This window comes from Noviherbaspirillum album, assembly GCF_035916955.1.
GTDB classification, from domain to species: Bacteria; Pseudomonadota; Gammaproteobacteria; order Burkholderiales; family Burkholderiaceae_D; genus Noviherbaspirillum; species Noviherbaspirillum album.
Window position 1 is genome coordinate 14,741 of record NZ_JAWIIV010000026.1, and the last position, 13,015, is coordinate 27,755.

Genomic DNA, 13,015 nt, shown 5'->3' on the forward strand with positions numbered 1-13,015 from the left:
GCCGACTCTTCCGCTCTACTTCTTCTCGTTCTTCCTCGCGTCCCGGTCCAGCGCGCGCAGATAGCTCAACTTTTCACCGATCTTGCCTTCCAGCCCTCGCGGCGTCGGCTGATACCAGTTCGGCTCGCGCATGCCGTCCGGCAGATAGGTTTCACCGGCCGCATAGGCGTCAGGTTCGTCATGCGCATAGCGGTAGAGCTTGCCGTAGCCGAGCTCCTTCATCAGCTTGGTCGGCGCATTTCGCAGGTGTTCCGGCACCGGCCGCGACTTGTCCTTGGCAACGAAGGCACGGGCCGCATTGTAGGCGTTGTAGACGGCGTTCGACTTGGCGGCGCAGGCCAGATAGACGACGGCCTCGGCCAGCGCCAGCTCGCCTTCCGGCGAGCCGAGGCGCTCATAGGTTTCGGCGGCGTCGAGCGACAGGCGCAGCGCGCGCGGATCGGCGAGACCGATGTCTTCGGCAGCCATGCGGATGATGCGGCGCGCGAGGTAGCGCGGATCGGCGCCGCCGTCGAGCATGCGTACAAACCAGTACAGGGAAGCGTCTGGATTGGAGCCCCGCACCGACTTGTGCAATGCCGATATCTGGTCGTAGAAGGCATCGCCGCCCTTGTCGAAGCGGCGCAGATTTTCCGCCAGCGCGGTCGCCAGCAGCGCTTCGTCGACTTCCTGCCGGCCGCCGGCGGCGGCGGCGCGGGCAACGATTTCCAGGTTGTTCAGCAGCTTGCGGCCGTCGCCGTCGGCGCTGGCGATCAGCGTCGCCTTGGCTTCGGGAGCGAAGTCGAGCCCTTCAAGTTCCTGGATGCAGGCACGGTCCACCAGCGCGTCAAGATCCTCGTCGCTCAGGGACTTCAGCACATAGACGGCCGCGCGCGAAAGCAGCGCGCCGTTGACCTCGAACGACGGATTTTCCGTCGTCGCCCCGATGAAGGTGAACAGTCCGCTTTCCACGTGGGGCAGAAACGCGTCCTGCTGGCTCTTGTTGAAGCGATGCACCTCGTCGACGAAGAGGATGGTGCGGCGGCCCGAGTTGGCACGGAAAACCTGGGCCCGCTCGACCGCTTCGCGGATATCCTTCACCCCGGACAGCACCGCGGACAGGGCGATGAATTCGGCCTGGAAGCTGTCGGCCATCAGTCGGGCCAGCGTGGTCTTGCCCACGCCTGGAGGTCCCCACAGGATCATCGAATGCGGCTCGCCCGACTCGAACGCGACGCGCAGGGGCTTGCCCGGCCCGAGCAGGTGCTGCTGGCCGATCACGTCATCGAGCGTCCGAGGCCGGAGCCGTTCGGCGAGGGGAATATTGTTCATTTGGATGGACGGGTAGAGCCCGCCTTTCTTCTTGTCAAAGGCAGCCGCCGGCTGCCGGCGTTAAGCAAGTCACTGCTGGAAAACGTCAGCTCCCTTGGGCGTCGTGAACCGGAACTGATCCGCCGCCATCGGCGGATTTTTTTCAAATTTCCTGAACGACAGCAGAGAGATCTGGCCGAAACTGTCTCGCAGTTCCATCGCCATCGGCACCCCGTTCTTGAGGCCGATGCCGATGCGTTCGAAGGTGGTGTCCTTGGACTTCGGCGTGGCTTCCAGCCACTCCAGGCCATCCTTGGTGCCGGCTTCCTTCAGGGTGAAATTCTTTTCCAGGTCATTGCTGCCGAACAGGATGGCTGCGGGAGAGGAACCGAGCGCATCGCCCAGCGCCCTGATGGTCACCTGGTTCAGGTCCTTGTCGTAGATGTAGAGCTTTTCTCCGTCGGCCTGCAGCAGCTGTTCGTATGGTTTCTGGTAAGTCCAGATGAAGCGGCCCGGGCGCGCGAACATGAAGGTGCCGCTGGATTCATTCGACACTTTCGCGCTGCCGTCGGCCATCTTGACCTGGCGCTGCACGAATTCACCTTTCGCCGATTTCGTCGTGCCGACAAAGGACTTGAACTGGTCGAGCGCGGCGGCATGAACGAACGCCGGAAGCGCAAAAGCAAAAGCCGCCAGCAGGCGGGCGGCCTTTGTCAGCTGGCGGGATGACGATGTTGCGGATCTATTCAATGGTGTTGTCCTTGTGGTGGTCCTGAACCTTCATTCCTGGGCTGCCCCCGCCGGCACGAGAATTTCGCGGTTGCCGTTGGATTGCATCGAGGAAACCAGGCCGCTCTGCTCCATTTGTTCCAGCAGGCGCGCAGCGCGATTGTAGCCGATGCGCAGATGCCGCTGGACCAGCGAGATCGAAGCGCGGCGGTTCTTGAGCACCACAGCTACGGCCTGGTCGTACAGATTGTCGGATTCCGTACCGCCGGCAGCCGCTCCTTCGCCACCAGGGGCTGCGTCTCCGCCTTCTTCAAGCGTGCCTCCTTCTAGGATTCCCTCTATGTAATTCGGTTCCCCCTGGGCCTTGAGGTGCTCGACGACCCGATGCACTTCATCGTCGGAGACGAACGCGCCATGCACCCGCACCGGCAGGCCGGTACCCGGCGGCATGTACAGCATGTCGCCCATGCCCAGCAGGGCCTCGGCGCCCATCTGGTCGAGGATGGTACGCGAGTCGATCTTGCTGCTGACCTGGAAGGCGATGCGCGTGGGGATGTTGGCCTTGATCAGGCCGGTAATGACGTCGACCGAAGGACGCTGCGTCGCCAGGATCAGGTGAATGCCCGCCGCACGCGCCTTCTGCGCAATGCGGGCGATCAGTTCCTCCACCTTCTTGCCGACCACCATCATGAGGTCGGCGAGTTCGTCGATGATGATGACGATGGTCGGCAGTTTCTCCAGCGGCTCGGGGGCGTCAGGCGTCAGGCTGAACGGATTCGGTATCTTCTGCTCGGACTTTTCCGCTTCGGCGATCTTGTTGTTATAGCCCGCCAGGTTGCGAACGCCGAGCTTGGACATCAGCTTGTAGCGGCGCTCCATCTCGGCGACCGCCCAGTTCAGCGCATGGCCTGCCTGCCGCATGTCGGTGACCACCGGCGCCAGCAGGTGCGGAATGCCTTCGTACACTGACATCTCCAGCATCTTCGGGTCGATCAGGATCATGCGCACATTATTCGGGTCGGACTTGTACAGCAGCGACAGGATGGTCGCGTTGATGCCCACCGACTTGCCGGAACCGGTAGTGCCGGCCACCAGCAGGTGCGGCATCTTCGCAAGGTCCGCCACCACGGGATGGCCGGCGATGTCCTTGCCGAGCGCGACCGTCAGGCTGGACGCGCTGTCGTTGTAGACCTTGGAACCCAGGATTTCCGTCAGGCGCACGATCTGGCGCTTGGGATTAGGCAGCTCCAGTCCCATGTAATTCTTGCCGGGAATGGTTTCGACCACGCGGATCGATGTCAGTGACAGCGAGCGCGCGAGGTCTCGCGCCAGGTTGACGATCTGGCTGCCCTTGACGCCGGTGGCCGGTTCGATTTCGTAGCGGGTGATCACCGGGCCGGGATAGGCGGCGACCACCTTGGCTTCCACGCCGAAGTCGGACAGTTTTTTCTCGATCAGGCGACTGGTAAATTCCAGCGTCTCGACGCTGACCGTCTCCTGCGCCGCCGGCGGCTCGTCCAGCAGCGACAGTGGCGGCAGGTTGGTATCGGGCAAATCGGCAAACAGCGACACCTGCCTTTCCTTTTCCACCCGCTCCGACTTCGGCACGGCAACCACCTGCGGCTCGATGCGGATCGGCGGCGCCTCGACGATCTTGGCGCGCTCCTGCACGACCACCTCTTCCCGCTTTTCGGCGGCCGCCTGGCCCGCCTTGCGGTCTTCCCGCGCCGAATAGAGGGTCTGCATGCGAATGACTGCAATCTCGATGGCCGCGCCGATACGCTCGGCGACATTAAGCCAGGAAATCTGGAAAAACAGGCTGAATCCCACGCCAAACAGCAGCAGCATGAACAAAGTCGCGCCGGTGAACCCGAACGCGGCCTGCGCCGCGCCGCCAAGAAGTTCGCCCAGGACGCCGCCCGGCGCACGAGGCAGCTGGGCCTTCAGGGAATACATGCGCAGATGCTCGATCGCCACGCTGCCGAGCAACATCAGGACGAAGCCGATCGCACGCACCCAGACTTCATGATGATGCTCCGGCTCGGGCTCGATCTGCAGCAGGAAGCGCTGCGACAGCCGGCGATAGCCCTTCCAGACCGAGCGCAGGAGGAATACGCAGCACCACCAGGCGGAGATGCCGAAGATGAACAGCATCAGATCGGCCAGCCAGGCGCCGATGCGCCCGCCCCAGTTATTGAGATGCGGGACGACATTGGCCTGCGACCAGCCCGGATCGGCCTTCGAATACGTCAGGAAGATAATGATCAGGTAGGCAGTGACCACGGTCAGCAGGAACCAGCGCGCTTCGGACAGCAGCCGCACCAGCCGGTTGGGCATGGGATTGGTTTCCGGTGGCTTGGTGTTGCGGGTATAGGCTTGGCTTGTTCGAGTCATAACACGGAATTATTCTGGAATGCCGTCTGGGCGGGGAGGCGCGGAATCGGTCGACGCTCGGACCCGCGGGGCGGGTTCGTCTATAATCTTAACCAGTTTTTCGGGTGCAATACTGATACGCCATTGAAATTTTGCCTTTTGGCGACATATCCGTGCCATGAGCGGCCCGGCGACGTCTCTTGGCCGGCGCCGGCACCAGCACGCGCTTCTCGAAGCTCGTTTGTCAATCCCTTATCCTGCACATTCTGCACATTGCTATGGCCACCACCAAACATGCCCATGTACTGATTATCGGCTCCGGCCCTGCCGGCTACAGCGCCGCCGTTTATGCCGCCCGCGCCAACCTGAAACCGGTGCTCATCACCGGCGTCGAACAGGGCGGTCAGCTGATGACCACGACCGATGTCGAGAACTGGCCAGGCGATCCGATGGGCGTGCAGGGTCCCGAGCTGATGCAGCGCCTGCTGCAGCATGCCGAGAAGTTCAATACCGAAATCATTTTCGATTACATCCACACCGCGAAGCTGAACGAGAAGCCCATGCGGCTGATCGGCGACTCCGGCGAGTACACCTGCGACTCGCTGATCATTGCCACAGGCGCGTCGGCGCAGTATCTCGGCCTGCCGTCGGAAGAACTCTTCATGGGCAAGGGCGTGTCCGCCTGCGCGACCTGCGACGGTTTCTTCTACAAGGGCCAGGAAGTCGCCGTGGTCGGCGGCGGCAATACCGCGGTCGAGGAAGCGCTGTACCTGTCGAACATCGCAACCAAGGTGACGGTCATCCACCGCCGCAACAAGTTCCGCGCGGAACCGATCCTGATCGACCGCCTGATGGCCAAGGTCGCGGAAGGCAAGATCGAGGTCAAATGGGATCACACGCTTGAAGAAGTGCTCGGCGACAACAGCGGCGTGACTGGCATCAGCATCAAGTCGACCAAGGATGGCAGCCTCAGCAAGGTCAATGTGCACGGCCTGTTCATCGCCATCGGCCATAAGCCCAACACCGGCATCTTCGAGGGTCAGCTCGATATGCATAACGGCTATATCAAGACAAAGACCGGCCTCGAGGGCATGGCGACGGCGACCAGCATCCCCGGCGTGTTCGCGGCGGGCGACGTGCAGGACCATGTCTACCGCCAGGCCATCACCAGCGCCGGCACGGGATGCATGGCGGCGCTTGACGCCCAGCGCTATCTGGAAAGCCTGGAAGCGTAATTCCCTTCCCCCTTGCCCCTCCCTTTTCATGTTCCGCGGCCCGCCTGCGGAACATGAAAGGCCTCGGCAGCAGGCAGCAAATCCCGTATCCATGCAGCGCCTTGCAACAATTGCAGGCTCGCGCACTCGAAAGACTGGAAACGGACAAGGAAATACCCATCATGGCTGGACCGATCAAGGATTTCGCGGCGCTGAAAACGCTGCGCGCACAAATCAAGGCCCAGGAAGAAGCCCGCAAGGCGGCGGAAGAAGAACGCCTGCGCCGGGAAAAGGAAAGCCGCCGCGATGCCGAAATGTTCCGCCGCGCAATTGGTGACGTCGCACTTCTTCCGCAATCCGACAAAGCCGAAATCGCCCCGCCGCGGCCGTTGCCGATCGCGAACCAGCACCTCGCCGACGAGCAGGCAGCGCTCGAAGAATCCTGGTCCGATGAATTCAACGTCGACACCCTGCTCGATACCGACGAAGCGCTCAGTTACACGCGCAGCAACATCGGGCGCGACACCTTGAGCAAGCTTCGGCGCGGACAATGGGTGATCCAGTCGCAGCTAGACCTTCACGGCATGCGTCGGGAAGAAGCGCGTGAAGCACTGGCGGAATTCCTGCGCCAGGCCGTCAAGCGCGGCATACGCTGCGTGCGCATCATCCACGGCAAGGGCCTGGGCTCGGTCAACAAGGAACCCGTGCTGAAGAACAAGGTGCGCAACTGGCTGATCCAGAAGGAAGAAGTGATTGCCTTCTGCCAGGCACGCGCCGCCGACGGCGGTGCCGGCGCGCTGGTGGTATTGCTCAAGGCGTGACGCCGGCCTTGGCCGACATCCGTAAGCAATATCCAGAATTAACCCGCCGTGCGATTGCCGGCCTCGGTGTTTTTCCTGTTTGCATTCCCCTGGCGGGCCATTATCATGCCGACATCGCTTACTTCGGATTGCGCGCATGTCACTGATCAAGGCACTTGAAATCCTCGCCATCCTGGTGGGCGCGTTCTCCGGCTTCATCGAAGCGCGCCGGAAACGCATGGACGTGGTCGGGATTTTCACCATCGCCTTCATCACCGCGTTCGGCGGCGGCACGCTGCGCGACATCCTGCTCGACCAGCGGCCCCTGTTCTGGGTGACGCACCAGGAGTACGCAATCCTGATCTTCGTACTCGCACTCATTTCCGCGCCGGCGATACGCACCCTGCGCAGGGTGATCTCGGAACGGCTCATCATCGTCGCCGACGCGCTCGGTCTCGGCCTGTTCTCTATCGTCGGTGTGTCGCAGGCACTGGAGGCCGGCATGCCGATCTTCATTGCTTCGATGATGGGAGTTATCACCGGTATCTTCGGCGGCATCCTGCGTGACGTGGTGTGCAATGAGATCCCGATGGTACTGAGGGACGGCAGGCCTTATGCGATCTGCTCGTTCGCGGGATGCTGGATGTACCTGCTGATGCAGAAGGTTGGCATTCCGCCAGACTTTTCACTGTGGACGAGCGCGATGGCGATCTCGATCGCGCGAATTGTGACCTGGCACCGGGGCGTGCGGCTGGAATGATCCGCCGCACCGGCCAGAGAACCGAACCCTGGAATTGCGGGAAAAGGTGCCCGCTACTGCTGCCCTCATTCAAGGGCTTGCAGACGGCTTTCGTACAGATGCTTCAATGAACGCTTGAGCGAATGCTCAAACGGCGTCGGGACCGGTTTCGCCGGTGCGGATGCGGATGACCTGTTCGACGTCGCGCACGAATATCTTGCCGTCGCCGATCTTGCCGGTACGCGCGGCCTTGATGATGGCGTCGACCGCCTGATCGACCTGCTTGTCGTCGATCACGGCTTCAATTTTCACCTTCGGCAGGAAATCAACGACATATTCGGCACCGCGATACAGCTCGGTGTGCCCTTTCTGCCGCCCGAAGCCCTTGACCTCCGTAACCGTCAGGCCCGTGACGCCGATTTCGCCCAGTGCCTCGCGCACTTCATCCAGCTTGAAAGGTTTGATGACTGCAGTAACCAGCTTCATAACAGCTCCTTCATGAATAAATCGATTTACGTCGGGCGTCGCCGCCGACGCGGCAACGCCGCATCCGTTCCTGCAGCGTAGCGTCTTTCCAGCGACGATACACGAGAGACGGCCCGGTGTCCTTGATTCCTGCAAATCCGGCGCCGCAGCAGCGCCTGCCGGAAAGGCCGGATGCGCAGTGAACCGGACCCGTCCGCCTTGGCCCCAAAACTGCCTGATGCTTTTTGCGTACAATGAACCGGGCTTAACCGTATTGCTATCCTGGCAGCACAATCTCATCGTCCATTCGGGCCCTTCCTTCCGGCGTTGAATTGGCCGGGCAGGAACATGCTCCTCATGATCGAAAAATTGAAATTTTCATAGTGAATTATCGCACGCAAATTGTTTCTTCTCTTTCGGAAATAGGACGGGAGGCCTGGGATGACCTGGTGGCAAGCCAGGAGCACGCCAATCCTTTTCTTTCTTTCGCATTCCTGGATGCCTTGCATGAATCGGGCTCGGCATCGGCCAAATCGGGCTGGCAGCCGCAGTTCCTTCTCCTTCAGAACGAAGGCCGGCTTGAAGCCGCGCTGCCGCTCTACGTGAAGTCGCATTCCTATGGAGAGTATGTGTTCGACTGGGCATGGGCCGACGCCTACCGTCGCAATGGCCTGTCCTACTATCCCAAGCTCCTGTCGGCCATTCCCTTTACTCCGGTATCCGGCAGCCGCCTCATGGCGCGCACGCCGGAAGCCGGCGCGGCGCTGCTGAAGGCACTGCTTGAGGTGCAGCAGTCGAATGCCATGTCGTCGACGCATATCCTGTTTCCGCCGGAGCATCAGGCCAATGCGCTGCAGGCTGCAGGATTCATGCTGCGTTCCGGCGTGCAGTTCCACTGGCTGAACCAGGGATATGGCAACTTTGAAGAATTTCTCTCGACGCTGGACCGCAAGAAACGCAAGAACATCCGCGCCGAGCGCCGCAAGGTCGAAGAGGCCGGCGTGCGCTTCCGTCACATTCCGGGTGCGCAGGCCACGGATGCCGACTGGCGCTTTTTCAAGCGCTGCTACGACCATACCTATGCGGAGCATTACTCCACGCCTTATCTCAATCTCGATTTCTTTCGCCGCATCGGCGACGGCATGCCGCGCAATATCCTGCTGGTCCAGGCCGAGCGCGATGGCAGGCCAATCGCATCTTCGTTACTGATCCATGACGACAGGGCCTTATACGGCCGCTACTGGGGATGCATCGAACACCTGCCCTGCCTGCACTTCGAAACGGCGTATTACCAGCCCCTCGAGTTCTGCATCGCCAACCGGATTGCATGCTTCGAAGGCGGCGCTCAAGGTGAGCACAAAATGGCGCGCGGTTTCCTGCCGCAGAAAACCTGGTCCGCGCATTGGCTCGCCCACCCGGCTTTCTCGGATGCGATCGCGCGCTTTCTCGCCCAGGAGGCCGATGGCATCGATGACTATATCGATGAATTGAACGAACACAACCCGTTCAGGCAGTCCTGAGCTATCGGGAGCGAGACGCCGCATGCGTTGCGCTTGCGAAAAACCGCGCTTCGCGGCATGCTTTCGCCTCATGCCGACGCCCTCTCCTGCCGCATTTGCCTCAAGCCTGCCCGCCAACAGCCGGATCGGCAGATTCAGCATCATCCGCGAGCTCGGTCGGGGTACGGCAGGCTGCGTCTATCTTGCGCACGACCCGGTTATCGACCGCGACGTCGCAATCAAGACGTTCAACCCCCGCCTCAGCCTGGCGGAGAAGGCACGGTTCGAGCAGCACTTCATCAATGAGGCCCGCGCGGCCGGTCGTCTCTCGCATCCGCATATCGTCACGATCCACGAGGCTTCCAGCGAGGGCGGTGTGACTTATCTCGCGATGGAATATATCGAAGGCAAGGAGCTGCACCGCGCGCTTGCCAACGGCCGTCGCTTCAGCGCCGACGAAACCGCGACCATTGCTTGGAAACTCGCTTCCGCCCTCCACCATGCTCATCAGCGCGGCGTGATCCATCGCGATATCAAACCGTCCAACATATTTCTTGCCGACGAAGACCAGCCGAAGCTGATCGACTTCGGCATCGCAAGGGCGCCCAACCGTCTTGCCGACCGCCTGTCGCCGCAGTACGAACCTTATACGATGGTGCGCGACAACCAGCTGCTGGGGACGCCGCACTACATGTCGCCGGAACAATCGGCCGGAAAACCGGTGGACCACCGCACCGACATCTATTCGCTGGGTACGGTCATGTTCGAACTGCTGACCGGCCGGACGCCTTTCCAATCCGAACGCACCGACAAGCTGCTGCAGCAGATCATCTACAAGGCGGCACCGTCACCGCGCGACATCGATTCACGCGTGCCTGAAGGCCTGGCCGTGATCGTCGAAAAAGCGATGCACAAACGGCCCGAAAAGCGCTATCACGATGCCGGCGAGATGGCACTCGACATCAAGCGTTATCTTTTGAAGGAGAAGCGTGCGCGACAGCGTAGCCGGGAGCCGCTTGTTCTCGACGAAGCGCCGTCGGACCAAGGTATCTCCGCGCATGGCGTCCGCATGCGCGGCATGGCTATTGCTGTTGCTGCCATCGCCGCGGTGTGCATGATGACCGCAGCCGGACTACTCCTGCTGCGCTGAACCCGTGCGAACTGCATGAACCGCCTGGAGTGCCCGGGCTGCCTGAACACTGAATATTCCCGGAGCACTTCATGCAGTCTGTCATCGCGGCTGCAGCGCGGTGAGGACCTGTCCCTTCAATGTCTTGATCAATGCCGTTTCATCCGCCGGCACACCTTCCGGCGCGGGCTGTTCGCGGTCCGCGTAGAACAGTCCGATCTGCTTCTTGTTCACTACCAGGGGCAGCACGATGAAGCTGCGCGCATCCGGCAGCAGGCTGCGGTGCCATTCAGGCAGCAGATTGCGTATCTTGGGGACGCTGGAATCGGAAATCATCAGATCCGCATCGTTTTCCATGGCGAGATGGAACAGGTCGCGCGCTGAAGCGCAGGCGAAGACAAAGCCGGCCTGACGGACTTCATGGTTGTCGCCCATGGATATGCGCGCGCGGTATTGACCGGTCTGCGCATCGCGCAGACAGATCGTCGCAAACCGGAAACCCATGCTGCCGTACAAGGTTTCGAGCACCAGCAGCATCAGGTCGTTGACCTTGCATCGACCGGAAGCCATCATCTGGACGACATCCTGGACGCCGGCCAGCAGCAGATCGCGCGCATTGAACGGCTTGCCGCTGGCATGGCGCTGAACGGTCTGCGGCAGCGGCGCATCGCCGGCAGCCTCCAGCAGGAATTCTTCCGGCAAGCCCGCGCTGCCGTCATCCGTCGGAGCATCGCCCACGCCGCCCGCCGAATCCGCACTGCCCCGTTCGTCTTCGGACTGCATGGGGAGTTCCGCATTACTGGCGAGCATGCGCGTCTGCTCGGCGACGCTCGCGAACAGCTGCATCAGCTTGGGATGATCGAGATTGAGAGCCTGGCCGAAGCGCGTCAGCACCGCCTTGCCGGCCGCTTCCTGCCCGGGATCGTTCATGGCCGGGATCAGGCGGGCCGATGCGGAACTGAAGGCGGCGACCTGCTGCAGCCATTCCTGCCGCGCCCTGGCCGGCTTCAGGACGCCGGCGGGCGGAGAGTTCAGCGCATGCACGATGGAATCGGGAATATTCCATTCGCGCAGTACCGATTCGCCCAGAAGATCGAAACTGCAGCCAAGTATCTGCAGCGAAGCTTGCGCCGGGGTGAACTTGCCGCTTTCCACCAGCTTGGCGATATCGCTGTAAAGCCGGTGATCATGAGCGGCGACCAGCAGGCGGCCGATGTTCTTGAACAGCGATGCGATGGCCGCTTCCTCGGGATCCTTGTACTGGCTGCGCTTGGCCATTTCCCTGCCGACGATGCTGGCGCACAATGCATGATTGAGCTCGATGCGGACATCCTTCGCATGCTTGGACGACATGCCGTCCACCAGCACCATGGCAAGCGCGCTGGTTTTCACGACATCGAAACCGAGCAGGAAGATTGCCTTGGACACCGTGGTCACGTTGGCGCCCGAAGCGGTGCGGTAAGACACCGTGTTGGCGATACGCAGGACTTTCTGGGTAAGCGCGGCGTCGGAAAGGATGAAATTGGCAAGGTTGCGCACCGCCTCGTCATCCGACGATGTCATCTGCACAACCTTCGACACGGAGCTGCCGAGCGCCGGCAGATCCGCGTCGTCGCTGATTTTCTTCAGCAGGCGGTCCCGTGCGATCAGCGCCGTGTCGTCGTGCTGACTGCCCTGCGCGGCAAGGTCGGAGCGTCCCTGTACCGTATTTTGGAAAACCACTTGAGGCTCCTGAGGTTGCGTACGCCGATGAACCTATGATGACCCATAGCCCTGGAAAAGTCGATGTCGAGTTGAACGCGGGCACAACAGTTCCATCCTCGTTATCGACGGTTTCTCCATAAAGTTGAGACCGTCCCGGGACTCACGCGGAATGCTGCAATCCCTGCTCCACCGCGTCCAGAAACAGCCTGACCTTCGAAGCAAGATAACGATTGGGGAGATAGATGCCGTACAGCCATTTCTGAGGCAGGGGCTGGTAGTCGGGAAGTATCCGGGCCAGTCGCTTTTGGGCAAGGTCGTCCGCGATCATGAAATCGGGCAGGAGCGCCACGCCCATCCTGCGCAGCGCGCACTGGCGCAGCCATTCGCTGTTGCCGCAGCGGACGCGCGGCGTGACATGCACTTCCCTTGTCCGTCCGTCCCGCATGAACAGCCACATGTCGCGCGGCGACATCGCGGTGTCGAAAAGACAATCCAGCTTCGAAAGGTCGTCGATCTCGCTCAGCTTGCGCCGCTTCAGGTACTCCGGGCTGCCGACCAGGCTCCAGCCGACACGGCACAGGCGTCGCGCGTAAACATTCATCGGAATCTCATCGACTACCCGCAGAGCGATATCGATCGACTCTTCCGCCAGATCGAAGAACCGGTTGGACAGGATCAGTTCGAGCTGGATGTCGGGGTAGCGTGCCATGAAGTCCTGGACGATATCGCCGAGGCGGGTATTGGCGAGATTGGGCGGCGCGGTGACGCGCAGCATCCCCTGGGGAGAATCATGCTGGCGCAGCACTTCCTGTTCGGCCGAGGCGATATCGGACAGGATCGCCTTGCAGCGCTGATGGAAAATGTGCCCCGCCTCCGTCAGGCTGATGCTGCGGGTGGTCCGGTGCAAAAGCTTCGCATGGAGCTCCTGCTCCAGTGCGCCGATCTGCTTGCTGACGTGGGAAGTCGACACGCCAAGGCGCGCTGCGGCAAGGGAAAAACTCATCGTATCGGCTACCGCAGAGAATACGGCCAGGCGCTGGAGATCAAACATTTTTTCCGCATGAAAATAATCT

At 61.4% G+C, this 13,015-nt stretch carries 11 protein-coding genes; 5 read left to right on the forward strand and 6 right to left on the reverse strand.

Annotated elements, in window-relative coordinates:
* Window positions 1-15: 15 nt before the first annotated feature.
* From RY831_RS23490 to RY831_RS23500, 3 genes are all read right to left on the reverse strand, one after another.
* Window positions 16-1,311 carry a replication-associated recombination protein A gene (locus RY831_RS23490; RefSeq protein WP_326508805.1) on the reverse strand — a complete coding sequence of 432 codons (1,296 nt, stop codon included), beginning with the start codon at window positions 1,309-1,311 and terminating at the stop codon, window positions 16-18.
* A 69-nt stretch (window positions 1,312-1,380) separates the two neighbouring features.
* Window positions 1,381-2,040 carry an outer membrane lipoprotein chaperone LolA gene (lolA, locus tag RY831_RS23495; RefSeq protein ID WP_437126319.1) on the reverse strand — a complete coding sequence of 220 codons (660 nt, stop codon included), beginning with the start codon at window positions 2,038-2,040 and terminating at the stop codon, window positions 1,381-1,383.
* Window positions 2,041-2,070: 30 nt separating this feature from the next.
* Window positions 2,071-4,413 carry a DNA translocase FtsK gene (locus tag RY831_RS23500; RefSeq protein WP_326508806.1) on the reverse strand — a complete coding sequence of 781 codons (2,343 nt, stop codon included), beginning with the start codon at window positions 4,411-4,413 and terminating at the stop codon, window positions 2,071-2,073.
* Window positions 4,414-4,670: 257 nt separating this feature from the next.
* On the opposite strand from RY831_RS23500, the gene trxB reads away from it, so the two are divergent.
* From trxB to RY831_RS23515, 3 genes are all read left to right on the forward strand, one after another.
* Entirely contained in the window at window positions 4,671-5,627 is a 957-nt protein-coding gene (gene trxB / locus RY831_RS23505) for a thioredoxin-disulfide reductase (RefSeq protein ID WP_326508807.1), read from the forward strand.
* A 161-nt stretch (window positions 5,628-5,788) separates the two neighbouring features.
* On the forward strand, window positions 5,789-6,427 hold the full coding sequence (locus RY831_RS23510; RefSeq protein WP_326508808.1) for a Smr/MutS family protein: 639 nt from the start codon (window positions 5,789-5,791) through the stop codon (window positions 6,425-6,427).
* A gap of 136 nt (window positions 6,428-6,563) precedes the next feature.
* Window positions 6,564-7,166: a trimeric intracellular cation channel family protein gene (locus RY831_RS23515; RefSeq protein ID WP_326508809.1), complete on the forward strand. Its 603-nt coding sequence runs from the start codon at window positions 6,564-6,566 to the stop codon at window positions 7,164-7,166.
* A gap of 126 nt (window positions 7,167-7,292) precedes the next feature.
* Here RY831_RS23515 and RY831_RS23520 read toward each other — a convergent pair whose 3' ends face one another.
* A complete protein-coding gene (locus tag RY831_RS23520; protein ID WP_151634272.1) occupies window positions 7,293-7,631 on the reverse strand; it encodes a P-II family nitrogen regulator in 339 nt (112 codons plus the stop codon).
* A 311-nt stretch (window positions 7,632-7,942) separates the two neighbouring features.
* Between RY831_RS23520 and RY831_RS23525 the strand changes: the two genes are divergently transcribed.
* Window positions 7,943-9,130: a GNAT family N-acetyltransferase gene (locus RY831_RS23525; RefSeq protein WP_437126320.1), complete on the forward strand. Its 1,188-nt coding sequence runs from the start codon at window positions 7,943-7,945 to the stop codon at window positions 9,128-9,130.
* A 70-nt stretch (window positions 9,131-9,200) separates the two neighbouring features.
* Entirely contained in the window at window positions 9,201-10,259 is a 1,059-nt protein-coding gene (locus RY831_RS23530) for a serine/threonine-protein kinase (protein ID WP_326508811.1), read from the forward strand.
* A gap of 81 nt (window positions 10,260-10,340) precedes the next feature.
* On the opposite strand, the gene RY831_RS23535 is transcribed toward RY831_RS23530, so the two are convergent.
* Both RY831_RS23535 and RY831_RS23540 read right to left on the reverse strand, forming a co-directional pair.
* Window positions 10,341-11,960 carry an HDOD domain-containing protein gene (locus tag RY831_RS23535; protein WP_326508812.1) on the reverse strand — a complete coding sequence of 540 codons (1,620 nt, stop codon included), beginning with the start codon at window positions 11,958-11,960 and terminating at the stop codon, window positions 10,341-10,343.
* 142 nt (window positions 11,961-12,102) lie between these two features.
* Window positions 12,103-12,993 (reverse strand): LysR family transcriptional regulator, encoded by an 891-nt coding sequence (locus RY831_RS23540; protein WP_326508813.1) that lies wholly within the window; start codon window positions 12,991-12,993, stop codon window positions 12,103-12,105.
* Window positions 12,994-13,015: the final 22 nt, after the last annotated feature.

Bases quoted from the DNA above. Each gene is read 5' to 3' on its own strand.
- trxB (WP_326508807.1), top strand. From the start codon at position 4,671: ATGGCCACCACCAAACATGCCCATGTACTGATTATCGGCTCCGGCCCT.
- RY831_RS23490 (WP_326508805.1), bottom strand. From the start codon at position 1,311: ATGAACAATATTCCCCTCGCCGAACGGCTCCGGCCTCGGACGCTCGAT.
- RY831_RS23520 (WP_151634272.1), bottom strand. From the start codon at position 7,631: ATGAAGCTGGTTACTGCAGTCATCAAACCTTTCAAGCTGGATGAAGTG.
- RY831_RS23515 (WP_326508809.1), top strand. From the start codon at position 6,564: ATGTCACTGATCAAGGCACTTGAAATCCTCGCCATCCTGGTGGGCGCG.
- RY831_RS23510 (WP_326508808.1), top strand. From the start codon at position 5,789: ATGGCTGGACCGATCAAGGATTTCGCGGCGCTGAAAACGCTGCGCGCA.
- RY831_RS23500 (WP_326508806.1), bottom strand. From the start codon at position 4,413: ATGACTCGAACAAGCCAAGCCTATACCCGCAACACCAAGCCACCGGAA.
- RY831_RS23540 (WP_326508813.1), bottom strand. From the start codon at position 12,993: ATGTTTGATCTCCAGCGCCTGGCCGTATTCTCTGCGGTAGCCGATACG.
- RY831_RS23530 (WP_326508811.1), top strand. From the start codon at position 9,201: ATGCCGACGCCCTCTCCTGCCGCATTTGCCTCAAGCCTGCCCGCCAAC.